The sequence below is a fragment of the Streptomyces sp. CA-181903 genome (assembly GCF_050937075.1).
In the GTDB taxonomy this organism is placed as follows: domain Bacteria; phylum Actinomycetota; class Actinomycetes; order Streptomycetales; family Streptomycetaceae; genus Streptomyces.
This window is the reverse complement of record NZ_JBNJLY010000001.1, coordinates 5,583,637-5,608,012: the sequence shown is the minus strand read 5'-3', so window position 1 is coordinate 5,608,012 and position 24,376 is coordinate 5,583,637. Positions and strand designations below refer to the sequence as shown.

At 74.0% G+C, this 24,376-nt stretch carries 24 protein-coding genes; 8 read left to right on the top strand and 16 right to left on the bottom strand.

All coding sequences use genetic code 11. The annotated features are described in order from the left end of the window. Positions 1–56 precede the first annotated feature (56 nt). The 6 genes from ACQEVS_RS25115 (at position 57) to ACQEVS_RS25090 (ending at position 4,642) form a co-directional block, all read left to right on the top strand. Complete coding sequence (locus ACQEVS_RS25115) at positions 57–707, top strand: amino acid ABC transporter permease (protein ID WP_433023762.1); 651 nt, start codon at positions 57–59, stop codon at positions 705–707. Further along, entirely contained in the window at positions 704–1,534 is an 831-nt protein-coding gene (locus tag ACQEVS_RS25110) for an amino acid ABC transporter permease (protein WP_433023760.1), read from the top strand. Before ACQEVS_RS25115 ends, ACQEVS_RS25110 begins: the two co-directional genes overlap by 4 nt. Positions 1,535–1,744: 210 nt before the next feature. Continuing rightward, a complete protein-coding gene (locus ACQEVS_RS25105) occupies positions 1,745–3,520 on the top strand; it encodes an FAD-dependent oxidoreductase (RefSeq protein WP_433023758.1) in 1,776 nt (591 codons plus the stop codon). Positions 3,521–3,553: 33 nt separating this feature from the next. Further along, positions 3,554–3,640 carry a putative leader peptide gene (locus ACQEVS_RS25100; protein ID WP_433027886.1) on the top strand — a complete coding sequence of 29 codons (87 nt, stop codon included), beginning with the start codon at positions 3,554–3,556 and terminating at the stop codon, positions 3,638–3,640. 100 nt (positions 3,641–3,740) lie between these two features. Next, on the top strand, positions 3,741–4,271 hold the full coding sequence (locus ACQEVS_RS25095; RefSeq protein WP_433023756.1) for a cysteine dioxygenase: 531 nt from the start codon (positions 3,741–3,743) through the stop codon (positions 4,269–4,271). Beyond that, positions 4,268–4,642 (top strand): rhodanese-like domain-containing protein, encoded by a 375-nt coding sequence (locus ACQEVS_RS25090; protein WP_433023754.1) that lies wholly within the window; start codon positions 4,268–4,270, stop codon positions 4,640–4,642. Before ACQEVS_RS25095 ends, ACQEVS_RS25090 begins: the two co-directional genes overlap by 4 nt. Before the next feature lie 267 nt (positions 4,643–4,909). Here the strand turns inward: ACQEVS_RS25090 and recX are convergent, their stop codons facing one another. The 4 genes from recX to ACQEVS_RS25070 form a co-directional block, all read right to left on the bottom strand. Further along, a complete protein-coding gene (gene recX, locus ACQEVS_RS25085; protein WP_433023752.1) occupies positions 4,910–5,539 on the bottom strand; it encodes a recombination regulator RecX in 630 nt (209 codons plus the stop codon). 6 nt (positions 5,540–5,545) lie between these two features. Beyond that, positions 5,546–6,664 carry a recombinase RecA gene (recA, locus tag ACQEVS_RS25080; RefSeq protein WP_433023750.1) on the bottom strand — a complete coding sequence of 373 codons (1,119 nt, stop codon included), beginning with the start codon at positions 6,662–6,664 and terminating at the stop codon, positions 5,546–5,548. A 236-nt stretch (positions 6,665–6,900) separates the two neighbouring features. Further along, positions 6,901–7,095, bottom strand: coding sequence for a DUF3046 domain-containing protein (locus ACQEVS_RS25075; protein ID WP_004945405.1), 195 nt, complete (start codon positions 7,093–7,095; stop codon positions 6,901–6,903). A gap of 17 nt (positions 7,096–7,112) precedes the next feature. After that, positions 7,113–7,688, bottom strand: a complete 576-nt coding sequence (locus tag ACQEVS_RS25070; protein WP_433023747.1) for a hypothetical protein — start codon at positions 7,686–7,688, stop codon at positions 7,113–7,115. Between the two features lie 172 nt (positions 7,689–7,860). Between ACQEVS_RS25070 and ACQEVS_RS25065 the strand changes: the two genes are divergently transcribed. After that, the gene (locus tag ACQEVS_RS25065) at positions 7,861–8,826 is read left to right on the top strand and encodes a hypothetical protein (protein ID WP_433023745.1); all 966 of its coding nucleotides are present in this window, start codon (positions 7,861–7,863) and stop codon (positions 8,824–8,826) included. Positions 8,827–8,883: 57 nt separating this feature from the next. Beyond that, positions 8,884–13,701: an ATP-dependent helicase gene (locus ACQEVS_RS25060; protein ID WP_433023743.1), complete on the top strand. Its 4,818-nt coding sequence runs from the start codon at positions 8,884–8,886 to the stop codon at positions 13,699–13,701. A 443-nt stretch (positions 13,702–14,144) separates the two neighbouring features. Here the strand turns inward: ACQEVS_RS25060 and ACQEVS_RS25055 are convergent, their stop codons facing one another. The 12 genes from ACQEVS_RS25055 to ACQEVS_RS25000 form a co-directional block, all read right to left on the bottom strand. Then, a complete protein-coding gene (locus ACQEVS_RS25055; protein ID WP_433023741.1) occupies positions 14,145–14,309 on the bottom strand; it encodes a hypothetical protein in 165 nt (54 codons plus the stop codon). 67 nt (positions 14,310–14,376) lie between these two features. After that, positions 14,377–14,598 carry a hypothetical protein gene (locus ACQEVS_RS25050; protein ID WP_185943360.1) on the bottom strand — a complete coding sequence of 74 codons (222 nt, stop codon included), beginning with the start codon at positions 14,596–14,598 and terminating at the stop codon, positions 14,377–14,379. 102 nt (positions 14,599–14,700) lie between these two features. Next, on the bottom strand, positions 14,701–14,913 hold the full coding sequence (locus ACQEVS_RS25045; RefSeq protein WP_433023739.1) for a hypothetical protein: 213 nt from the start codon (positions 14,911–14,913) through the stop codon (positions 14,701–14,703). Between the two features lie 137 nt (positions 14,914–15,050). Further along, positions 15,051–15,374, bottom strand: coding sequence for a hypothetical protein (locus ACQEVS_RS25040; RefSeq protein WP_433023737.1), 324 nt, complete (start codon positions 15,372–15,374; stop codon positions 15,051–15,053). Between the two features lie 278 nt (positions 15,375–15,652). Further along, entirely contained in the window at positions 15,653–16,123 is a 471-nt protein-coding gene (locus ACQEVS_RS25035) for a Dps family protein (RefSeq protein ID WP_433023735.1), read from the bottom strand. Between the two features lie 233 nt (positions 16,124–16,356). Beyond that, positions 16,357–16,740 carry a helix-turn-helix domain-containing protein gene (locus tag ACQEVS_RS25030; RefSeq protein ID WP_004955592.1) on the bottom strand — a complete coding sequence of 128 codons (384 nt, stop codon included), beginning with the start codon at positions 16,738–16,740 and terminating at the stop codon, positions 16,357–16,359. A gap of 90 nt (positions 16,741–16,830) precedes the next feature. Then, positions 16,831–17,373, bottom strand: coding sequence for a CinA family protein (locus ACQEVS_RS25025; RefSeq protein ID WP_433023732.1), 543 nt, complete (start codon positions 17,371–17,373; stop codon positions 16,831–16,833). Further along, a complete protein-coding gene (gene pgsA, locus ACQEVS_RS25020; protein WP_433023730.1) occupies positions 17,370–17,996 on the bottom strand; it encodes a CDP-diacylglycerol--glycerol-3-phosphate 3-phosphatidyltransferase in 627 nt (208 codons plus the stop codon). Before pgsA ends, ACQEVS_RS25025 begins: the two co-directional genes overlap by 4 nt. Beyond that, positions 17,993–19,504 (bottom strand): 30S ribosomal protein S12 methylthiotransferase RimO, encoded by a 1,512-nt coding sequence (rimO, locus tag ACQEVS_RS25015; protein WP_433023728.1) that lies wholly within the window; start codon positions 19,502–19,504, stop codon positions 17,993–17,995. Before rimO ends, pgsA begins: the two co-directional genes overlap by 4 nt. A 111-nt stretch (positions 19,505–19,615) precedes the next feature. Continuing rightward, positions 19,616–20,425, bottom strand: a complete 810-nt coding sequence (locus ACQEVS_RS25010; protein WP_433023726.1) for a helix-turn-helix domain-containing protein — start codon at positions 20,423–20,425, stop codon at positions 19,616–19,618. Positions 20,426–20,671: 246 nt separating this feature from the next. After that, on the bottom strand, positions 20,672–23,359 hold the full coding sequence (locus tag ACQEVS_RS25005; protein ID WP_433023724.1) for a DNA translocase FtsK: 2,688 nt from the start codon (positions 23,357–23,359) through the stop codon (positions 20,672–20,674). A 121-nt stretch (positions 23,360–23,480) separates the two neighbouring features. After that, a complete protein-coding gene (locus ACQEVS_RS25000) occupies positions 23,481–24,170 on the bottom strand; it encodes a response regulator (protein WP_433023722.1) in 690 nt (229 codons plus the stop codon). Positions 24,171–24,376 lie beyond the last annotated feature (206 nt).

The window sequence follows — 24,376 nt, the reverse complement described above, 5'->3', positions numbered from 1 at the left end:
CCTGAGCGGGGGCCGGGGCCCCGGGGACGACCGCCACGCGATTCCGGAGAAGTGACTTGAACGTTCTGACGGACCACTTCGCGGAGTTCCGCGAAGGCTTCCTCAACACCGTGGAACTGACGGTGCTGAGCGCACTGCTGGCCCTGGTGCTGGGCACCCTGATCGCCGCGTTCCGGGTCTCTCCGGTGCCCGCGCTGCGCGTCTTCGGCACGACCTGGGTGACGCTGCTGCGCAACACCCCGCTCGTGCTCCTCTTCCTCGCCGTGACCCTCGGCCTGCCGGCGCTGGGCCTCAAGGGCTGGGACTCGTTCTGGCTCGCCGTGCTGGCGCTGGGCTGCTACACCTCGGCGTTCATCTGCGAGGCCATCCGCTCCGGCATCAACACCGTGCCGATGGGACAGGCGGAGGCCGCCCGCTCGATCGGGATGACCTTCAGCCAGACGCTGGGCCAGGTCGTCCTCCCGCAGGCCCTGCGGACCGCGATACCCCCGATCGGCAGCCTGATGATCGCCCTCGCCAAGAACACGGCCATCGCCTCGGGCTTCAACGTGGCCGAACTCGGGGCCCTCCAGAAGCAGCTGAACGCGGACGAGGGGTACAACATCTACGTCATCTTCCTCTGGATCGCCCTCTGCTACCTCATCGTCACCTTCGCCATCAGCGGCCTCTTCCGGCTGCTGGAGAGCCGGATGGCGGTGGCCCGATGAGCACCAACGTCCTCTTCGACGCCCCCGGCCCCAAGGCCCGCGTCCGCAACCGCGTCTACGGCGTCCTCGCGGCCCTCGCGATCCTCGGCCTGATCGCGTTCATCCTGCACCGACTGGACGTCACCGGGCAGTTCCAGCACGGCCTGTGGGACACCTACCAGTACAACGACACGCAGGAACGCATCGTCGAGGGCCTGCTGACCACCCTCAAGACGTTCGCCATCGCCGCGGTCCTCTCGCTCGCCCTCGGCGCGCTGCTCGCCACCGGGCGGCTCTCCGACCACGCGCCGGTGCGCTGGGCGGCCACCGTGCTGGTGGAGTTCTTCCGCGCGATGCCGCTGCTCATCATGATCTTCCTGCTGTACGCGGCGTTCTTCACCACCGAACCCATGTGGGCCCTGGTCATCGGCCTGACCCTGTACAACGGCTCGGTCCAGGCGGAGATCTTCCGCTCCGGCATCAAGGCCCTCCCCAAGGGCCAGAGCGAGGCCGCCTACGCCATCGGGCTGCGCAAGACCCAGGTGATGACGGGCATCCTCGTCCCGCAGGCCGTCCGCTCGATGCTGCCGTCGATCATCAGCCAGCTGGTGGTGACGCTCAAGGACACCTCACTCGGCTTCATCATCCTCTACGAGGAACTGCTCTTCGTGGGCAAGTCGTTCGCACAGCAGCAGGTGCCGGTGGGCGGGGTCTACCCGTTCATCCCCATGGTCATCGTCTTCGGTTCGATCTACATCCTGCTCTGCCTCGCCCTGTCCGGCATCGCCAACTGGATCGAACGGCGCACGAAGCGCTCCCGCAAGGGCGCCCCTCCCGCTCCCCCGTGACCGCGGACCTCGGGAGCGCCGCCGGGGCAGGTCCGGCCGCCTGAGCGGGTGGTGCCCCGGTGGCGCACGACGGCTCCCGGTCCCACCGCGGACCGGGGGGCGTACGCCACCGGCGCGCCGCCGGGGGACCACTGATCACTTGACGCAAGCACCGGCAATGGGTTGCATACGTTCTGTGATCGCGCTCCGTCTCCTCACCACCCTCGCGCCGTGGACCCGGTGACCGTCGTCGGGGCCGGCCCCGTCGGCCTCGCGCTCGCCCTGGCCCTCTCCCGTCACGAGGTGCCCGTCGTCGTCCTGGACGAGAGACCGGCCGGCGACGCGGACCTCGGCGAGCGGCGGCTCGCCCGGACGGCCGTGCTGCGGCCGGACACCGCCGCGATGCTGGAGCGCCTCGGCTGCACCACGGCGGAGGGCGCCCGGTGGACGGGCTGGCGCACCCTGCGCCGGCGTTCGACGGTCGCCCGGGTGGCCTTCACCGGGCCCGACGCGGGCAAGGAAGTCCCGGCGGAGGACGGGGTGTTCGCCCCCGACGACGAGCGCGCGCCCGACGGGGAGGTACCCGACGGCGGCCCCGGCGAGCCGCCGCCCCTCCACCTGCCGCAGCACGCGCTGGTCCGCGAACTGCGGGCGGCGCTGGCCGCACACGAGACCGTACGGATCGTCCCGGACAGCCGGGTGACGGCGCTCCGGCAGGACGGTGCCGGGGTCACCGTGGAGACCCAGCGCGGGGTGGCGTGGCGGGCGAGCCACCTGGTCGGCTGCGACGGCGCGCGGTCCACCGTGCGCAAGCTGCTGGACGCGCGCTTCCCCGGGCGCACCAACGTCGAGCGGTACGCCGTCGCCGCGCTGCGCACCGAGCTGCCGTGGCCCGGCGAGGCCGTACTGCAGCGGTCGCCGCTGCGCGGCGTCGAAGTGACGGCCCGTCCACTGCCCGACGGGGTGTGGCGGCTCGACTGGCTGCTGCCGCCGGACGGCGGACTGGTCACGCCCGAAACCCTGTTGGGCCACATTCACGACTCGCTGGGGGCGTGGTGCGGGGACGTGCCCCCCTACGAGCTCCTGGACACCGGCGTGCACGCCGTGCACCACCGACTCGCGCGCCGCTGGCGCGTCGGGCGCGCCTTCCTCGCCGGGGACGCCGCCCATCTGCTGGGCACCTTCGGCACCCAGGGGCTGGACGAGGGCCTGCGGGACGCCGGGAACCTCGCCTGGAAGCTGGCCCTGGCCTGGCACCACGGCGCCTCGGAGGCGCTCCTCGACAGCTACGAGGAGGAGCGCAGGGAGGCGGTCGGCTGTCTGCTGCGGTCCGCCGACCGGGCGCTGCCCGCGGTCCGGGGCACCGGCGGCTGGCGCGCGGTCCGGCGGAGCGTCGTGCCGGGCTCGGTGCGCGCCTCCGACGCGATCCTGACGGAGGGGCATCTCGGGCGGGGGGAGCTGGCCGGTCCGGTGCTGTACGGCCGTACGCCCCTGGCGCCCCCCGCGCCGCCCGCCGGCTCGGTGCCCGTCGGCACCCCGGTGGGGGCCCCGGTGGAGGACGTGCCGGTGACCGCGCCGGACGGGTCGTCGGTCCGGCTGCACGACCGGCTCGACGGCGATCTGCTGGTGGTGCTGATCGCCCCGGGGACGGGGGTCTGGGAGCGCCGGCACTGGCTCGGCGCGGGGCTGATGCCCGGGCTGGCCGCCGCCGTGGAGGGGCTGCCGATGCGGGCCGAACTGCTCGTCGCGGAGGAGTATCCGGGGGCCGCGGCGCACACGGTGCTGGTGGTGCGGCCGGACGGGTACCTGGTGGCCGCGCTCTCCGGGGTGCGGGCCGCCGAGCTCTCCGCATGCGCGGACGCCACCCGCGGCGGCGCCCCGGAACCGGCCCCGGCGACGGGGACGGACCTCGTCAAGGAGCCGGCCGGCGGCGCTCCGGGGACTTCGGGAAGCGAGGGGGAGGGCGCCGTGGAGGCGGCCACCCGTGAGGCTTCGGCCAAGCGTTGACCGGGGTGGACGGTCGGTGGTTCACTCCGGGGCATGACTGACGGAGGCGCGCGTTTCTGGCGGAGGGTCCATGTCGACCTGCTCCGCTACGCGGGCTGTGTCTGTCGTCCGTCCCGCTGATCCGCTGCCATCGCGCGCCGCCGACCGACGGCCCGGGTGCCCGTTCCGTGCGTACCCCGGGCCGCGGCGCGCTCCTCCGCGATCTTCCAGGACGGTTCCGTTGTCTGTTTCCGCCTCAACCTCCCCTGCCGCCCAGGCCGGTGGGCCCTCCGCCGCCGAACTCCTCGACTTCGTCCGTGAGGTGGCCGCCGACGCGGCCCTCGTCTCCTCACTCCCCCTCGATCCCGCCGGCCGCACCTGGATCCGGCTGGACGGGCCGGGCGGCTGCGAGGCGTGGCTCATCGGCTGGCCGCCCGGCGCCGGCACCGGCTGGCACGACCACGGCGGCTCGCACGGCGCCTTCGTCACCGCCCGGGGTGTCCTGACCGAGCAGTCGCTCGCCGCCCGGCTGCCCACCGAGGGGTGGAAGACGCTGGAACTGGCGGACGGCGTCGACCGCGAACGCCGGCTCGCCGACCGGGACGGCCGGGCGTTCGGCCCGCACCACGTCCACCAGGTCTTCAACGCGGAGGCCGGGCACGCGGTGTCCGCGCACGCCTACCACCCGCCGCTGCCGATGATGCGGCGCTACAGCAGGACCGGGCCGGTGCTGCGGCTCGAACAGGTCGAGTGGCCGGAGGAGTGGGCATGAGGGTCGAGGAACTGCTCGCCGCCGCCCGCGCGGAACTGGACCGGCTGTCCCCGGCCGAGGCCGCCGACGTCCAGGCACGCGGCGGACTGCTGGTCGACATCCGCTACGCCGCCCTCCGGGAACGCGACGGTACGATCCCCGGCGCCCTGATCGTGGAACGCAACGAACTGGAGTGGCGCCTCGACCCGGCCTGCGAGCACCGGGCGCCGGAGGCCACCGGCCACGACCTGCCGGTGGTGGTCGTCTGCGACGAGGGGTACGCCTCGTCGCTGGCCGCCGTCTCCCTGCGGCGGCTGGGCCTGCGCCGCGCCACCGACCTGGCCGGCGGCTTCCGGGCATGGCGGGCGGCGGGCCTGCCGGTGGCACGCTGACCCCACGGCTCCGGGCGTACGGGCGCGTGCGGGCCACTCCTCCGGCGGCGCGCCCGCGCGATACGGGGTCCATGGGCCGAACGGGCCGGGGAGCGGGAGGTACGGGGCACGTCCGCGCCGACCACTCCCCCGGCGGCCCGGCGGCGCGCCCGCGCGGTACGAGGTCAAAGGTCCGAGGCCCGAGATTCGAGTTCCGAGGTCGCGAACAGGCCGGGGAGCGAACGGTCCGGAGAGCCGGGGGTACGGGCGCCACCGCCGCTCCGCTCCCTACTCCCCCGGCGGCAGGTACGCGTCCAGCGTCTCGGGGTCGTCGCCCTCCTCCTCCAGCGCCCGTCGCACGACCTGGAAGGCGAGGCCCTCCGGATAGCCCTTGCGGGCGAGCATGCCGACGAGCCGCCGCAGCCGCTTCTCCCGGTCCAGGCCGCGGGTCGTGCGCAGTTTGCGCTCGACCAGATCGCGGGCGGTCCGCTCCTCCTGGTCCGCGTCGAGCCGGCCGACGGCCTCGTCGACCAGCGCCGCGTCGACGCCCTTGGTGCGCAGCTCGCGGGCCAGGGCCCGGCGGGCCAGGCCCCGGCCGCGGTGCCGGGAGTCCACCCAGGCGCCGGCGAACGCGGCGTCGTCGATCAGCCCGACCTCCTCGAAGCGGGACAGCACCTCCTCCGCCACCTCGTCGGGAATCCCGCGTTTGGCCAGCGCCTCGGCGAGCTGCTTCCGGGTGCGCGCGCTCCCGGTGAGCAGGCGCAGGCAGATCGCCCGCGCCTGCTCCTCCGGCGGCGGTGGTGCCCCGTCCCCGGCCCTCGACGGGGACGCGGCACCACCGCCCGTACGGTCGCCGCGGTCCCCGCGGCCGGCACGGTGCTCAACGGCCTGCTCAGACCAGTCGCTTCGCCGTGTCATGGGCGGCTAGCCCTTGGCCGCGGCCTTGGCCTTCCCCGTGGCCTTGGCGGCCGGGGCGGGCACGGCCTTGGCGGGCTCGGCCGCGGCACCCGCCGCGTCCGCGCCCGGCTCGCCGCCCTGGGCCTCGGGCTTCACGCCCACGCCCAGCTTCTCCTTGATCTTCTTCTCGATCTCGTTGGCGAGGTCGGGGTTGTCCTTGAGGAAGTTGCGGGCGTTCTCCTTGCCCTGGCCGAGCTGGTCGCCCTCGTACGTGTACCAGGCGCCGGCCTTGCGCACGAAGCCGTGCTCGACGCCCATGTCGATGAGGCCGCCCTCGCGGCTGATGCCCTGGCCGTAGAGGATGTCGAACTCGGCCTGCTTGAAGGGCGGCGCGACCTTGTTCTTGACGACCTTGCAGCGGGTGCGGTTGCCGACCGCCTCCGTGCCGTCCTTCAGGGTCTCGATGCGACGGATGTCGATCCGCACCGAGGCGTAGAACTTGAGCGCCCGGCCACCGGTCGTGGTCTCCGGGGAGCCGAACATCACGCCGATCTTCTCGCGGAGCTGGTTGATGAAGATCGCGGTGGTCTTGGACTGGTTCAGCGCGCTGGTGATCTTTCGGAGGGCCTGGCTCATCAGCCGGGCCTGGAGGCCCACGTGCGAGTCGCCCATCTCGCCCTCGATCTCCGCGCGCGGCACCAGGGCGGCCACGGAGTCGATGACGATCAGGTCGAGCGCGCCGGAGCGGACCAGCATGTCGACGATCTCCAGCGCCTGCTCGCCGTTGTCAGGCTGGGACAGGATCAGGTTGTCGATGTCGACGCCGAGCTTCTTGGCGTACTCCGGGTCGAGCGCGTGCTCCGCGTCGACGAAGGCCACCGTGCCGCCGGCCCGCTGCGCGTTGGCGACCGCGTGCAGGGTGAGGGTCGTCTTGCCGGAGGACTCCGGACCGTAGACCTCCACCACGCGGCCGCGCGGCAGCCCGCCGACGCCGAGCGCGACGTCGAGAGCGGTCGACCCGGTGGAGATGACCTCGATGGGCTCGTTGGGACGCTCACCGAGGCGCATCACGGCGCCCTTGCCGAATTGCCGTTCGATTTGCGCGAGTGCGGCGTCGAGCGCCTTCTCGCGGTCCGTGCCTGCCATGGGTTCCACCCGGTTCGTTTGAGTCGATCGCTTCACGTCCACGACGCTAGCGCCTGCCACTGACAACGGGCCCGGGCACCGCGCTGACCTGGAAAAACGCCTTCTCCCCACAGGCCCGGTCCACCCATGAGAATGGATGTTCGATTTTTGTGTCAAACGCGCCACGCGGGTCGGAGGGAACGGAAGTCCCGTGCGTGGACGGGGCCGGGCGAGGGCGCCCGAGAAGGCGGCGACGGTCAGCGCCGGTCGGCGGGGATCTCCATCGCCCGGCACACCGCGCGCCACACGTCCTTGGCGTCCCAGCCCGCGTCGAGCGCCTCGCGCACCGTCCTGCCGCCCAGCTCGGACATCACGTGATCGCGTGCGAAGGAGTCGGCGTACGCCGCCCCGAAGTGGTCGGCCATTCGCCGCCAGAAGTCCGTCAACCGCATGTACGCAGGGTAAGGCGTCACCCGACGGAGCCCAGCACGCCGGCCGGACCGAGGCCGCCCCGCGCGTCCGCCCCGCCGGGTGCCGACGCCCGGCCCCGCCGCATCAGGACCACCTGCTGGACGGCCAGCGTCAGCCCGAAGCCGAGCAGGAAGGAACCGCCGTTGAACGGCTCGTCGAACAGCGCGTACTCCACGCCCGTCAGCGCGAACCGCGCGCCGATGGTCAGCAGCCACAGCCGGAGCGTCACGGAGTCGCCCCGGCGCCACACCACCCCGTCGCGGTCCCGCCACAGCGGCATGGTCCGGCCCCGCAGCCACCCGAACACCGCGGAGACGACGAGCCCCACCGCAAGGAACGCCAGGCCGGCCGCGGTCGTCCGCGCGGGCCCCGGGGGCAGCAGGCCGCGGGCCGTCAGCAGGGCGACCCAGACGAACATCACCGCCCGCACCCGCCGGGCCCGGAACTGCAGGAACAGCACCAGCCCGGTGATCCCCAGGATGACGACGGCGTTCCCGGCCCCGATCGCGGAGGCCGCGCGTCCGTCCGCGGCGGCGCTCGCCAGCACCGACACCACGGCTCGTCCCTCGTCCACGACCGCCCCTTCCGCCCCCGAGGGTTCCCGATCCTAGAACCCCCCGGAACAGTCCACCCGGGCGCCCTCCGGCCCCCGCCCGTCAACCGCGCGCCTCCCGTCCGCCGCCCCTGCGGGTGCAGCCGGGCACGAGCCGCTGACCGGCGGCGTTCCGGGCCCTACGGTCTGTTCCATGGCACCGTCCGGAGCATCCCCCGCAGCCCGCGCCGAAGACTTCGTCTGGCTGACCGCCCGCGTCCTCGAACAGCGCCGATTCGCCTTCCACTTCCGCGACGGCAGCCCCGACGCCGTCGAGGCGGCGCTCACGGCCTACCGGGGCGACGATGGCGGCTACGGGCACGCCCTGGACCCCGATCTCCGCGGTCCGGTGAGCCAGCCGCACCACACCGCGCACGCCCTGCGCGTCCTGGACGAGATCGGCCGCTGCGGGGACCGCCGGGCCGAGGCCGTCTGCCGGTTCCTGACCGCGATCTCCACCCCCGACGGCGCCCTGCCCGCCCTGCACCCCGCGTCCGCCGGCTGGCCGGCCGCCCCCTGGCACCCGGCCGCGGGCGCCCGGGCCGGCACCGGCTCCCTGCTGACCACCGGGCCGGTGGTGGGCCTGCTGCACCGCAACGCCGTGTGGCACGCCTGGCTGTTCCGCGCCACGGACTTCTGCTGGGCCGCGATCGACGCGCTGTCCGCCGGGGCCCGCCCGCACCCCTACGAGATCGAGGCGGCCGTGGCCTTCCTCGACGGCGTCCCCGACCGCAAGCGGGCCGAGGCCGCCGCGGACCGGCTCGGCCGGGTGGTCCGGGAACAGCGGCTGGCCGTGCTGGACCCGGACCGGTCCGGCGCCGGACCGGGCGAGGGCAGCCCGCAGACCCGGCCCCCGGCGCACTTCCCGCACGACTACGCGCGAAGCCCCGACTCCCGGGCCCGCCCCTGGTTCACCGACGCCGAGCTCGAACGGTCGCTGGACCACCTCGCCGCCGCCCAGCAGGAGGACGGCGGCTGGCCGCTGCGGCGGCGCGCCTGGGCGCCCGGCACCGCCCTCGAAGGCCGCCCGATGGCCACCATCGACGCACTCCTGACCCTGCGCGCCCACGGCCGCGGCGCCTCTCTCCCCTCCCCCCGGATCTGCGCCGATCAGCTCTGACATGGCCTGACCTGCGCTTCAGGGGCATTGTCAGTGCCCCGGTGCACGATGGGGGGCATGACGGAAGAACCGGCCGACTCGACGGAACCGGCGGCGGCCCCGGCGGGGGACGCGGCCCTCGACGGCTTCTCCCCCGCGACCCGCTCCTGGTTCACGGGCGCCTTCCACGCGCCCACGGCCGCCCAGACCGGCGCCTGGCGGGCCCTCTCCGCGGGCTCGGACGTGCTGGTCGTCGCCCCCACGGGCTCGGGCAAGACGCTCGCCGCCTTCCTCGCCTCGCTGGATCGGCTGGCGAGCACCCCGCCGCCCGCCGAGCGCGCCAAGCGCTGCCGCGTCCTGTACGTCTCACCGCTCAAGGCCCTGGCGGTCGACGTCGAGCGCAACCTGCGCAGCCCGCTCACCGGCATCCGGCAGGAGGCCGTCCGGCTCGGGCTGCCCGAGCCGGAGATCCGGGTCGGCATCCGTTCCGGCGACACCCCCGCCGCCGAGCGCCGCGCGCTGGTCACCCGGCCTCCGGACATCCTGATCACCACCCCCGAGTCGCTGTTCCTGATGCTCACCTCCGCCGCGCGGGAGGCGCTCTCCGGGGTGGAGACGGTCATCCTCGACGAGGTGCACGCCGTCGCCGGTACGAAGCGGGGCGCGCATCTCGCCCTGTCCCTGGAGCGGCTGGACACCCTGCTGCCGCGCCCGGCCCGGCGCATCGGCCTGTCGGCCACCGTCCGCCCGGTGGAGGAGGTGGCCCGCTACCTGTCCCCGCAGCGCAGGGTGGAGATCGTCCAGCCGCCGTCGGGCAAGGAGTTCGACCTCTCCGTGGTCGTCCCGGTGGAGGATCTCGGCGAGCTGGGCGCCTCGCCCGTCCAGGAGGGGGACGAGCGGGAGAAGCCCTCGATCTGGCCGCACGTCGAGGAGCGCATCGCCGACCTCGTCCAGGCGCACCGCTCCACCATCGTCTTCGCCAACTCCCGCCGCCTGGCCGAGCGGCTGTGCAACCGGCTCAACGAGATCGCCCACGAGCGCGCCACCGGCGAGCCGCTGCCCGAACACCACGCCCCCGCCCAGCTGATGGCCCAGTCCGGCGCCGCCCACGGCGCCCCGCCGGTCCTCGCCCGCGCGCACCACGGCTCGGTCTCCAAGGAGCAGCGCGCCCTCGTCGAGGAGGACCTCAAGGCGGGCCGGCTGCCCGCCGTCGTCGCCACCTCCAGCCTGGAACTGGGTATCGACATGGGCGCCGTCGACCTCGTCGTCCAGGTCGAGTCGCCGCCGTCGGTCGCCTCCGGCCTCCAGCGCGTCGGCCGCGCCGGGCATCAGGTCGGCGCGGTCTCCACCGGTGTGGTCTTCCCCAAGTACCGGGGCGACCTGGTGCAGGCGGCCGTGGTGACGGAGCGGATGCGCCAGGGGGCCATCGAGTCGCTGCGCGTCCCCGCCAACCCGCTGGACGTGCTGGCGCAGCAGATCGTCGCCATGACGGCCATGGACACCTGGGACGTCGACGAACTGCTCGCCTTGGTGCGGCGCGCCGCCCCGTTCGCCGCGCTGCCGGAGTCCGCCTACACCGGGGTGCTCGACATGCTCGCCGGGCGCTACCCCTCCGACGCCTTCGCCGAGCTGCGGCCCCGCCTGGTCTGGGACCGCGTCGCCGGTACGGTCACCGGCCGCCCGGGTGCCCAGCGGCTGGCCGTCACCTCCGGGGGCACCATCCCCGACCGCGGCCTGTTCGGCGTCTTCCTCGCCGGCACGGATCCCAAGAAGGGCGGCGGCCCATCGGATACGGCAGCGCGCAGCACTTCCACTCGGGGTGGTGGCGGGCGACGGGTGGGCGAGCTGGACGAGGAGATGGTGTACGAGTCGCGGGTGGGCGACGTGTTCACCCTCGGCACGACCTCCTGGCGCATCGAGGACATCACCCGCGACCGCGTCCTCGTCACCCCCGCCCCCGGCGTCCCCGGCCGGCTGCCCTTCTGGAAGGGCGACCAGCTGGGCCGCCCGCTGGAACTGGGCCGGGAACTGGGCGCGTTCCTCCGCGAGATCGGCGGCGCCCGCCCGGAGGACGCCCGCGCCCGGCTCACGGCCGCCGGCCTCGACACCTGGGCGGCCGACAACGTCCTCGCCTACCTCGACGAACAGCGCCGCGCCTGCGGCCACGTGCCCGACGACCGGACGATCGTCGTCGAGCGGTTCCGCGACGAGCTGGGCGACTGGCGGGTCGTCGTCCACTCCCCGTTCGGCGCCCAGGTGCACGCCCCCTGGGCGCTGGCCCTCGGCGCCCGCCTCGCCGAGCGGTACGGCATGGACGCCCAGGTCATGCACGCCGACGACGGCATCGTGCTGCGCCTGCCCGACGCCGACCTGCTGGGCCTCGACCTGCTCGACACCGACCCGGCCCGGCCCGGCACCGAGTACGACGCCGAGCAGTCGCCCGTCGGTGCAGCCGACGTCGTCTTCGACCGCGGCGAGATCGGCGGCGTCGTCACCGAACAGGTGGGCGGCTCCGCGCTGTTCGCCGCGCGGTTCCGGGAATGCGCCGCCCGCGCGCTCCTGCTGCCGCGCCGCAACCCCGGCAAGCGCACCCCGCTGTGGCAGCAGCGCCAGCGGGCCGCCCAGCTGATGGAGGTGGCGAGCGAGTTCGGATCGTTCCCCATCGTCCTGGAGGCCGTCCGCGAGTGCCTCCAGGACGTCTTCGACGTCCCCGGACTCACCGAGCTCATGGGCGACATCGAGGCCCGCCGCGTCCGCCTCGTCGAGATCACCACGCCCGAGCCGTCTCCGTTCGCCCGCTCGCTGCTGTTCGGCTACGTCGCCCAGTTCCTCTACGAGGGCGATTCCCCGCTCGCCGAGCGCCGCGCCGCCGCCCTCTCCCTCGACTCGCGGCTGCTCGCCGAACTGCTGGGCCAGGCCGAGCTCCGCGAGCTGCTGGACGCCGACGTCCTCGCCGAGCTGGAGGCCGAACTCCAGTGGCGCACCGAGGACCGCCGGGTCAAGGACGCCGAAGGCGTGGCCGACCTGCTGCGGATCCTCGGCCCCCTGACCGGCGACGAGCTGGCCGCCCGCGGCGCCGACCCGGCGTGGGCGGAGGAGCTGTCCGGCGCCCGCCGCGCCCTGCGGGTACGGATCGCCGGCCGGGACCACTGGGCGGCGATCGAGGACGCCGGCCGGCTCCGCGACGCCCTGGGCACAGCGCTCCCGGTGGGCGTCCCGGAGGCGTTCACCGAGCCCGTGAAGGACCCGCTGGGCGACCTCCTCGCCCGCTACGCCCGCACGCACGGCCCGTTCACCTCCGCCGAGGCCGCCGCCCGCTTCGGCCTGGGGCCCGCGGTCACCGACGGCGCCCTGCAGCGCCTGGCGGCCGGGGGCCGGGTCGTCCAGGGCGAGTTCCACCCCGCGGGCACCGGCCAGGAGTGGTGCGACGCCACGGTCCTGCGCCGGCTGCGCCGCCGCTCGCTCGCGGCGCTCCGGCAGGAGCTGGAGCCCGTACCGCCCACGGCGCTCGCCGCCTTCCTCCCCCAGTGGCAGCACATCGGCGGCCACGAGCTGCGCGGCGTCGACGGACTCCTGCGCGCCGTCGAGCAGTTGCAGGGCGCGCCCGTCCCCGCGTCCGCCCTGGAGAAGCTCGTCCTGCCCGCGCGGGTGTCCGACTACTCACCGGCGCTGCTGGACGAACTCACCGCCGCCGGTGAGGTGGTCTGGGCCGGCGCCGGCGCGCTCCCCGGCAAGGACGGCTGGGTCTCCCTGCTGCCGGCCGACACGGCACCGCTGCTGCTGCCCGACCCGCACCCGCTGGAGCTGACGCCGCTGCACCGGGCGGTACTGGACGCGCTCTCCGGCGGCTATGGCCTGTTCTTCCGCCAGATCGCCGACCGCGTCCGCGCGGTGCACCAGGAGTCCGACGGAACGCCGCCGAACGACGCCGGATTGGCCGACGCCCTCTGGGACCTGGCCTGGTCGGGCCGGCTCACCAACGACACCCTCGCGCCGCTGCGCGCGCTCCTCGGCTCCGGCCGGACGGCCGGCTCCACCGCGCACCGCGCCAAACGGGCGGTCCCGCGCGGGCGTTACGGCGCGCTCGCCGCCCGTACCGCCCTGGCCGCCACCGGCCGCCCCACCGCCTCGCGCGGCGGCCCCCCGACCGTCGCCGGCCGCTGGTCGCTGCTCCCGGAGCCCGAGGGCGACACCACCCACCGCGCCCACGCCCTGGCCCGCACCCTCCTCGACCGGCACGGCGTCGTCACCCGCGGTGCCGTCGCCGCCGAGGGCGTGGCGGGCGGCTTCTCCGCCGCCTACCGGGTGCTCTCCGCCTTCGAGGACAGCGGCCAGGCCCGCCGCGGTTATGTCGTCGAGGGCCTGGGCGCCGCCCAGTTCGCCATGGAGGGCGCGATCGACCGGCTGCGCGCCGTCGCCACCGCCCGCGAGCGCGCCGAGGGCGGCGCGGCGGGTCCCGCCCCGGCCGCGCCCGGCCGTCCGGCCCGCCGCCGCGCGGTGGTCCTGGCCGCCGCCGACCCCGCCAACGCGTACGGCGCCGCACTCCCCTGGCCCGACCCACCGTCCGGCGCCACCCACAAACCGGGCCGCAAGGCGGGCTCGCTCGTCGTCCTCCTCGACGGCGCGCTCGCCCTGTATATGGAACGCGGCGGGAAGACGCTCCTCGCCTGGCCCGGCACGGCGGGCGGGGACGGCGCGGAGCCGGCGGACGCCGACGACCCCGGCCTGCGCGAGGCCGCCGAGTCCCTGGCCGGCGCGGCCCGCGCGGGGGCCCTCGGCACGGTCACCGTGGAACGGATCAACGGATCCCCGGCCCTGGGCTCCCCGCTGGGCTCGCTGCTGGAGTCGGCGGGCTTCCACGCGACACCGAAGGGGATGCGGCTACGAGCACCCTGAGCACCGCGGCACCGGCCCACGCGGGCCGGTGCCGGCCGGACCGCATGCCTGTCCGGCCGAGGCAATGCGAGCCCCGGACGCCCCAACCACCGCACCCAGCCCGGCCGGTCGGACGGCCCCACCGGATCCGCCGAGCCCGCCGGAGCGGACCGCACGCCCACCGCGTCCGAAGAAGTGCGGCTCCGGGCAGCCCCAGACAACCCGACAGACCCAGTCGCCCCCAACGGGTCGGCCAAGCCGGCGCGCACGCTCCTCGTACCCCCTCCCCCAACCACAGTCCTTCACCCATACGGGTGACCCGGGTCCGTACCGACCGCCCCACTACCCCCCTTCATCGCTACCGCCCTTCGTCCCCCGTCCCCGCTTCTCCCCCTCCTCCCTGCGGGTGCGCGTCCCGCCCCGTCGCCCCCGTGTCCACGGCACGCAGTGCACGGGCAGCAGGCTCAGCCCCCACCCCCGGTCACCACCAGCCCCTCCACGGAGCCCGCCCGCTCCGGTTCGTCGACCAGTCGGCAGACCGCCCACCACCACACCCCGCCCATCGCCAAGGGCAGCAGCCGGAGGAGCGGACGCCGCCGCCGTATCTCGCGTATCCCGCGCCAGAGCATGCCGCCTCCTTCGGCGGGACGCCGGAACCCGCGTCCCCGCGGCGGGGCGCCCATCGGGCGCCGCCCGTCAGCCGGCCGTCTCCCCGTCCTCGCCGCGCAGCCGCGCCAGCTCCCCTTCGAGCTCCGCGATCCTGCGGTCGCGCCGGTGCAGTTCGACGATCACCCGCTGCTCGCCCTCGCGCGCACCCTCCTGGTAGACGCTGCGCACGAACGCGCCGGCGGCACGCTGATCGAGCTCCGACACCACCATGAGCTCGTTCGTGAACCGAATCACCGGGTGCTCGTCCATGCCCCCAGGAGACCCCGCCGCGCCGCGCTCCGCCACCCGAGCGGCCCGCCCAGGCACCCGCCCGCGTCCTCGGCCCCGCCGAACCGCCGCACGCCGGCCCCTTCAGGACGAAGGCGAGGCGGGCGAAGGCGAAGGCGCGGGCGCCGCACACCCCCTGCGCCGGCGCACGGCCTCCAGCCAGCGCGCCCGCAACTGCTCGTACTGCCGCCGCTCGGCCGGGGTCAGGGGCCGGCCGTCGCGGTCGGTCAGGAACGCGCGGATGGCGCGGTTGATCTCCTCGGCGGGACAGGGCCCGTCCGCGGGGTCGGCAGACATGCGTCTCACATTAGGGCCTCGCATTCCCGCCACCACCGCCTCACCCGGATTCGCCCCCGGCCCGCCGGGCCCCGCGCAGGACACGCCATACCGCCTCACCTCACACGCCACACCTCACACGACCGCACCGCCTCGCCTCACACGACGATCCCCTGCCGGCACCCAGTGACGCAGGCGCCGGCGAACCGCTGGAACGCGACCCCGGTCTCCGGCCCGACGACCCCACTCATCACCCCGCCCATCGCCCCACCCATCGTCCCGCTGACCGCCCCGCCGCAGCCCCGCCCCGCACCCCGCATCCGCCGCCGCAGCGCCCTCCCCGTGCCACTCCCGACGACGCCGTCGACCGCGCCGGTACGGCCCCAGTCGTGCCGCAGTGCCCTCCGGTGCACCCGCCAACTCCTCGTCCCCGACTGCCCGTCGAGGACATCGGCGCACCCCGGTACTTCCGCAGCCGACACCACACGTTCCACACCTGCGCGGCACTCACTCGCGACGACGGCACCCTCCGCACCATGGTCCACGGCCTGACCGCGCGTGACCGCCGTCGTGCGGCGAAACCCTCCGAAGGAGTGCATGTCGTCCCAGAGGGACACACGCGCACACCGACCATCCCCATCCCCTGGGAATGACCGTGAACAGCCCCGAAGCAGGCCGGAGGGCCCCCGACCGGCATCCGGTCGGAAGGCCCTCACCCGCACCGCCCCGCGTCCGCGGGCGGTCAACACCGCGCCCCCGCTCAGGCGTTCTCCGCCTGGAACATCCAATGGTGCTTCTCCAGATCGGCCGTGAGCCCGATGAGGATGTCCTGGGTCACCGGGTCCGGCTCGTCGGTGTCGCGGATGCGCTCGCGCATCCGGGTGATCACCGCGCCCAGCGCCTCGACCATGATGCGCACCGCCTCGACGTCCTTGTTCCAGCCGCCGCCCACGGTGTCGATGGCGCTGGTCTTGGCCACCGTCTCGGCGCGGCCGTCCGGGGCGATCCCCAGGGCGGAGGCGCGCTCGGCGACGGTGTCGGCGTGCTGCCGGGCCGTGGTCACGACCTCGTCCAGCTGAAGGTGCACCGAGCGGAAGCGCGGGCCCACGATAGTCCAATGGACTTGCTTGGCCACGAGCGAGAGGTCCACCAGATCGACGAGGGCCCCCTGAAGGGCGTCACCGACGGTCTTGCGGTCCTGCTCGGACAGAGGGCTCTTGACGACAGACATGCGCTGCTCCTTCACCGTCGACGTCGTTTCGCTTTCCTCCGTTGCACCTACCATCCCACAGCCACTCGAAACGGGCCGGAAATGCGGAGTGATACGCCACATCGGGAAATGCCCGGCATCGGCCACGAAACGGTAAACGCACCGGTCCCCGCAGACCACGGGGGTCTGCGGGGACCGGGGAGTCGAAAACGGACGGGACAGCCGGCCGGGAGGGCCCGCCCCGCCGCCCCGCGCTACGCCGCGACCACGTCGACGGCCTCGGCGGGCGCCTTGATGGTGACGCGCTCGCCGGGTACGCCGGTCACGGACGTCACGGACACCGGGTTGAACATCGGCCGCATCGGCGCGGGTACCGGCTCGCTCGCCGCCGCCGACTGCGCCAGCTCGGCGAGCGACAGCTCGTCGCTCACCTCACGCATGACCTCGGACATCCTGACGTCCAGAGCGTCGCAGATTGCGGAGAGAAGCTCGGAGGACGCCTCTTTCTGCCCCCGCTCGACCTCGGAGAGATAGCCGAGCGAAACCCGGGCGGAAGAGGAGACCTCGCGCAGAGTGCGGCCCTGGCGTTGGCGCTGCCGACGCAGCACGTCACCGAGCAGGCGACGGAGCAGAATCATCGGTGGCTCCCTCCTTGGACCGCGAATCCGGATCCTTCACGCCCCACCGTACCGCCTCGGGGTGCGGCCGTGCGGGGAGCTATGTCGTGTTCACTCAGGGCTGCAAACATCCATTCCCCCCTTGTGTTCCGTATCCTTTGCCCCCGCGTTCCCCGTCAATTCGTCGAGCAGCAGGCCGAGAACGGCGCGCACGCTTTCTGTCCGGATCGCTTCCCTGCCGCCATCCAGCGCGAGCTCGCGCACCGCGCACGTCCCGTCCGGGCCGGCCGCGGCGACGAAGACCGTGCCCACGGGCTTGCCGTCCTGCGGGTCGGGTCCGGCGACGCCGGTCGTCGCGAGACCCCAGTCCGCGGCCAGCAGCGCGCGGACGCCCCGGGCCATTCCCCGGGCGACCTCGGCGTCGACCGCTCCGCGCGTGGCCAGCAGCCCGCCGTCGACGCCCAGCACCTCGCGCTTGACGTCGGTGGCGTACGCGGTGACCCCGCCGCGGACCGCGCGGGAGGCGCCCGGGACGGCGGTCAGCGCGGCGGCCACCAGTCCGCCGGTGAGCGATTCGGCCACCGCCACCGTCCGGTCCCGGGAGACCAGCGCGGCCAGAGCCCGCTCCGCTTCCCGCGGGACCCCGGCGCTCACCGCCCGGACCCCGCGGCCCCGGCGTCGCGGCGCAGCACGATCGCCTGCCGTACGTAGTCCAGCCCGGTGAGGACCGTCAAGACGACGGCCACCGCCATCACCCAGAAGCGGAGGGTGGCCAGCGGTCCCTCCAGGGCGAGGATGTACATCCCCGTGGCCACGCCCTGGGCGAGCGTCTTCATCTTGCCGCCGCGGCTGGCCGGGATCACACCGTGCTTGATCACCCAGAAGCGCATCAGCGTGATGCCGATCTCGCGGGCGAGGATCACACCGGTGACCCACCAGGGCAGGTCGTGCAGGACGGAGAGGCAGAGCAGCGCCGCGCCCATGATCGCCTTGTCGGCGATCGGGTCGGCGATCTTGCCGAAGTCGGTGACCAGGTTGTACGTCCGGGCCAGGTGCCCGTCGAACAGGTCGGTGATCATGGCGATGGCGAACGCGGCCCAGGCGAACGAGCGCCAGGCCGGGTCGTACCCGCCGTTGTGGAGCATCAGCAGCACGAAACCGGGCACCAGGAACAGGCGCCCCATGGTCAGGATGTTGGCGATGTTCCACAGCCTGACCCGCCGCACGCCCGGCGCCGGGGCGGGACGGCCCGCGGCCGATGCCGGGACTCCGCTCATCTGCCCGCCTCCTCGGTACGTCCGCCGTATCGGACCGGCTCGGCGACGAGGTCGACCCCCTCGCTCGCCACGACCGTGGCCACGACCATACGTCCGAGCACCGGCGGGCTGTCCAGGCCCTCGGTGAGCAGCCTGACCTGGCCGTCGGTCTCCGGCGCCTGGTGCGCGGCCCGGCCGATCACGCCGTCCTCGTCGTCGACGCGGTCGACCAGTACTTCGATTGTCTCTCCGATCCGCTCCTCGGCGCGCTGCGCGGTCAGCTCCTCGGCCAGCCGCGAGACGCGCGCCAGCCGCTCGGCGACGACCTCGGGGTCGTTCTTCCCCTCGTACCCGGCGGCCTCGGTGCCGTCCTCGTCGGAGTAGCCGAAGACGCCGATGGCGTCCAGCCGGGCCGCGGTGAGGAACTTCTCCAGCTCGGCGACGTCCTCCTCGGTCTCGCCGGGGAAGCCGACGATGAAGTTGGACCGGGCGCCGGCCTGCGGAGCCTTGGAGCGGATGGTGTCCAGCAGCTCCAGGAAGCGCTCGGTGTCGCCGAAGCGCCGCATCGCCCGGAGCACGCCGGGGGCGGAGTGCTGGAAGGACAGGTCGAAGTAGGGGACGACCTTCTCGGTGGAGGTCAGGACGTCGATCAGGCCCGGCCGCATCTCGGCGGGCTGCAGGTAGCTGACGCGCACCCGCTCCAGGCCGTCCACCGCCGCGATCTCCGGCAGCAGCGTCTCCAGCAGCCGGATGTCGCCCAGGTCCTTGCCGTACGAGGTGTTGTTCTCGGAGACCAGCATGACCTCCTTCACGCCCTGCTCGGCGAGCCAGCGGGCCTCGCCCAGCACGTCCGAGGGACGGCGGGAGACGAAGGAGCCGCGGAAGGAGGGGATGGCGCAGAAGGAGCAGCGGCGGTCGCAGCCGGAGGCCAGCTTGACGGAGGCCACCGGGCTGGTGCCGAGTCTGCGGCGCAGCGGCGCACGGGGTCCGGAGGCCGGGGCGACGCCCTCGGGCAGGTCCTCGGGGGCCGGCGCGGGCGCCTCCTGCGCGTGGCCGGGGAGCGCGACGGCGGCGTCCTGCCGCGCGGCGGGGCTGATCGGCAGCAGCTTGCGGCGGTCGCGGGGGGTGTGGGAGGCGTGGACGCCGCCCGAGAGGATGGTCTGGAGCCGGTCGGAGATGTCGGCGTAGTCGTCGAAGCCGAGCACGCCGTCGGCCTCGGGCAGGGCCTCGGCGAGCTCCTTGCCGTACCGCTCGGCCATGCAGCCGACGGCGACCACGGCCTGGGTGCGGCCGCCGCGCCCCTCGGAGGACGCGGTCTTGAGGTCATTGGCTTCGAGAAGGGCGTCGACGGAGTCCTTCTTGGCGGCTTCGACGAAGCCGCAGGTGTTGACGACGGCCACGTCGGCGTCGGCGGCGTCCTCGACGAGGTCCCAGCCGTCCGCCGCCAGACGGCCTGCCAGCTCCTCCGAGTCCACCTCGTTACGGGCGCAGCCAAGTGTGACAAGAGCGACGGTACGGCGTTCGGGCATAGGGCTCAGCCTACTTTGTCCGGGCGCCGCTTCCGCTGCCGAGTGGCCGCCCGGTGCGGAGAGCCTGGTCACCCGCCGGCTCTCCGCACCGGGACGGGCCCGGCGGCCCGGTCAGCCGGCCGCCGGGTCGCCCTTGGTGTAGCTCAGCCGCTGCACCTGGCCGTCGTCCCCGACGTTCTTGATCTCCTTGCCGTTGACGAACAGCTGCACCGCCCCGGCGTTGCCGAGCACCAGGTCGATGCGGTTGCTGTCGGTGAAGGTCTTGGAGGCCCCGCGCTGGAGGACGCCTTCCTCCAGCAGCTTGCCGTTGTGGTCCTTCGCCGACATCCAGGTCTGGTCGCGTTCGGCGGTGAGCTTGACGGTGACCTTGTTCGCGGGGGCGCCGGCGATGGCGCTGTCGGACGGCTCCGGCTTGGCGTCGGCCGGCCGGTTCGGCGGCGCCTTCGCGGGGGCCTTGGACGGCTTGGCCGTCGCCTGTCCGGCCTCGACCGCGTCGTCCCGGCCGCCGGCGCCCCCGTTGAAGAGGGTGAAGCCGACGAAGCCGACGACGGCGACGATCGCCGCGACCATGGCGGCGGTCCAGTTGGGCCGCCGCGGCTCGGGCCTGATCCGTTCCGCCTCGAAGACCGGGGCCGCCCGGCTCGGCCGGGGGCGCCCGCCGTGCTCGGCGTCGTACTGCTCGACGAGGTGGGCGGGATCGAGGCCGGCGGCGCGCGCCAGCGTGCGGATATGTCCTCGGGCGTAGACGTGCCCGCCGCAGCGGGAGAAGTCGTCCTGTTCGATCGCGTGCACGATCGGGATGCGCACGCGGGTCGTCGTGCTGATCTGGTCGACGGTCAGCCCGGCCTGGATCCGGGCCTGCTGGAGAGCGCGGCCGACGGACGGCCGGTCGTCTTCCGGGGGTGAGTTGCCGATGGACACGTGGGCGCCTTTCGAGCGTGCAGCCACCTGCTGGAAGTTCAGTCTAGGGGGGACGCAAAAGGGTCCGGCAAGCGGGAAGCCGGTCTTTGTAGGCCATCAGAAGACCCGGGTATCAGGCGGCTCTGCCGTACCGGCCGTGGCACATCGTCCCTCCTTCCCGCAGGCGCCGCGCGGGCCCCGGGGAACGCCGGGCACGCCCCGGGGAGAGGGGCCGGTCCGGGGCGGCGCGCCCGCCCCGGGCGTCCGTCAGCCCGCGGTCTCCCCGCGGATCAGTGCGAGGACTCCGTCCAGCTCGTCCGGCTTGACGAGCACGTCCCGGGCCTTCGACCCCTCGCTCGGGCCCACGATGTTGCGCGACTCCATCAGGTCCATGAGTCTGCCCGCCTTGGCGAATCCCACACGCAGTTTCCGCTGCAGCATGGAGGTGGAGCCGAACTGGGTGGAGACCACCAGCTCGGCCGCCTGGCACAGCAGGTCGAGGTCGTCGCCGATGTCCTCGTCGATCTCCTTCTTCCGGGCGGAGCCGACCGTCACGTCGTCCCGGAAGACCGGGGCCATCTGGTCCTTGCAGTGCTTGACGACGGCGGCGACCTCGGCCTCGCTGACGAAGGCGCCCTGGAGGCGGACCGGCTTGTTGGCGCCCATCGGCAGGAAGAGGCCGTCACCCTTGCCGATCAGCTTCTCGGCGCCGGGCTGGTCGAGGATGACGCGGCTGTCGGCGAGCGACGAGGTGGCGAAGGCGAGGCGGGAGGGGACGTTGGCCTTGATGAGGCCGGTGACGACGTCCACGGACGGCCGCTGGGTGGCCAGCACCAGGTGGATGCCGGCGGCCCGCGCGAGCTGGGTGATCCGGACGATGGAGTCCTCGACGTCGCGCGGCGCCACCATCATCAGGTCGGCGAGCTCGTCCACGATGACCAGCAGGTACGGGTACGGCGACAGCTCCCGTCCGCTGCCCTCCGGCGGGGTCAGCCTGCCCTCGCGCACCGCGGCGTTGAAGTCGTCGATGTGCCGGAAGCCGTAGGCGGCCAGGTCGTCGTAGCGCAGGTCCATCTCGCGGACGACCCACTGCAGGGCCTCGGCCGCCCGCTTGGGGTTGGTGATGATCGGCGTGATGAGGTGCGGGATGCCCTCGTAGGCGGTCAGTTCGACGCGCTTGGGGTCGACCAGCACCATCCGGACCTCTTCCGGGGTGGCCCGGGCCATCAGCGAGGTGATGAGGCAGTTGATGCAGGACGACTTGCCGGAGCCGGTGGCACCGGCGACCAGGACGTGCGGCATCTTCGTCAGATTGGCCATCACATAGCCGCCCTCGACGTCCTTGCCGAGCGCCACGAGCATCGGGTGGTCGTCGCCGGCCGCCTCCGCGAGCCGCAGCACGTCGCCCAGGTTGACCATCTCGCGGTCAGTGTTGGGGATCTCGATGCCGACGGCGGACTTGCCGGGGATGGGGCTGATGATCCGGACGTCCGGGCTGGCCACGGCGTAGGCGATGTTCTTGGTGAGGGCGGTGATGCGCTCGACCTTGACCGCGGGGCCGAGCTCGACCTCGTACCGGGTGACCGTCGGGCCGCGGGTGAAGCCGGTGACGGCCGCGTCGACCTTGAACTCCGCGAAGACCGTGGTCAGGGCGGCCACTATGGCGTCGTTGGCGGCGCTGCGCGCCTTGCCCGGCCCGCCGCGCTCCAGCAGGTCGAGGGAGGGCAGGGCGTAGGTGATGTCCCCGGCGAGCTGGAGCTGCTCCGCGCGCGGGGGGAGGCCGGCGGGCGGCTCGGGGGCGGGCTTGGTGAGGTCGGGGACGGCCACGGTGGGCGCGGTGTCGCTCCGGCCGGAGGGCACGGGGAGCGTCCGCTCGGCGTCCTGCCGGATGCCGCTGCTGAGCCCGGCGACGAGCGGTGAGGGCTGGACGCCGTGCAGCACCGCGCCGTCCAGGTCCACGGCGGCGGCCGCCGCGAGGTCCACGGCGTCCGGGCCGGACTTCCTGGCGGGCGTCTTCCGGGCGCGCTTGCGCCCCTCCAACGCGGCCTCCTCGGCGGCCTCGACGCCGTCCGCCTCCGCGGCGGACCGGCTCGCGGCGGCGCGGCGGGGGCGCTTGGGCGGCGCCTCACGCCACTCGGCGTCGTACTCGTCCTCCGCGGGAACCGCGTACTCGCCGGGCAGCGGCTCGATCACCCCGAGCCGTATGCCGAGCTGCCGCAGCCGCCGGGGGATGGCGTTGACGGGCGTGGCGGTGACGACCAGCAGGCCGAAAACGGTGAGCAGCACCAGCAGCGGTACGGCGAGGACGTCACCGACGGTGAAGACCAGGGGCTTGGAGGCGGCCCAGCCGATGAGCCCGCCGGCGTCCTGCAGGGCCTGCGACCCCTCGCCGCGGCCGGGCGTCCCGCAGGCCACGTGGACCTGGCCGAGCACACCGAGGACCAGCGCCGACAGACCGATGACGATCCGTCCGTTGGCCTCGGGCCGCTCGGGGTGGCGGAACAGCCGGATCGCCACGATGCCCAGGAGTATCGGCACGACCAGGTCGAGCCGTCCGAACGCGCCGGTGACCAGCATCCGCACCAGCTCGCCCACCGGCCCCTCCAGCCCCGACCAGGTGCCCGCGGCGACGATCAGGGCCAGGCCGAGGAGGAGCAGCGCGGCGCCGTCCTTGCGGTGCGCGGGGTCGAGGCTGCGGGCGCCGCGCCCGACGCCCCGGAAGAGGGCGCCGACGCCGTGCGCCAGGCCGCGGCCGGCACGGCCGGCCATGGACGGGCGGGGCGGCGCCGCCTTCCTGGCGGGCGCCTTGCGCGCCGGCCGGGCCGCGGGCCGCTTCTGGACGGGCTTCGCCGCGCTCTTCTTGGCGGACGGCTTGGCGGCTCCCCCGGCGCGTCCGGTGCGCTGCCTGGTGCCCGCCGTGCTCTGGGAACCCTTGCCGGACGTACGTGAGGCCATGGTGCCGAGGTTACCGTCGCCGGGCGGACGGGACACGTGGGCCCGGCCGTTCGTCCGTTCGTGTCACGGCCGCGCACGGACACGGCTGACATGCCGTCAGGCGACTTCCGGCCACCGGCCGTCAGCTCTGCGAGGCCACCGGCGGCACGTTACTGCCCGTGCCGGGCTCCAGGGCGTCCAGGGCCCGCCGCAGGCCGTTGAGCTTGCGCTCCAGGTGGGCGGCGGTGGCGACCGCCGCGGCGTCGGCCGTCTCGTCCAGCTGTTTGGAGAGCGCCTCGGCCTGCTCCTCGACGGCGGCGAGCCGCGCGGAGAGCTCGGCGAGCAGTCCGGCGGTCTCCGGGGGTTCGCCGACGGCGGGGCGGGCGGCGCCCTGGCCGTTCTCCATCTGGAGGCGCAGCAGGGCGGCCTGCTCCCGGAGCTGGCAGTTCTTCATGTACAGCTCGACGAAGACCGAGACCTTCGCGCGCAGCACCCAGGGGTCGAACGGCTTGGAGATGTAGTCCACCGCACCGGCCGCGTAGCCGCGGAAGGTGTGGTGCGGGCCGTGGTTGATGGCCGTGAGGAAGATGATCGGGATGTCCCGCGTCCGCTCCCGGCGCTTGATGTGCGCCGCGGTCTCGAAGCCGTCCATGCCCGGCATCTGGACGTCCAGCAGGATCACCGCGAAGTCGTCCGTCAGCAGCGCCTTGAGCGCCTCCTCCCCTGACGATGCCCGCACCAGTGTCTGATCGAGCGCCGAGAGGATGGCCTCCAGCGCCAGCAGATTTTCCGGCCGGTCATCGACCAGGAGGATCTTGGCCTTCTGCACCATGGCCCGTCCTCCTCGCCCCGGAAGTGCACCGGGCGCCGCCCCAGGGGACGACTCCCTTGCGCCGCCCGTCCTTGTGCCGGTCATGGTAGCCGCACCCCGCCTGTCACCACACCCTGTCACCGCGATGTCACTGTGCACGTAGCGGAAACGCGGCACGGGACGTGAAAGTTCCCGGAATGCCGCGGTCCCACACCTCGTCGGCCACT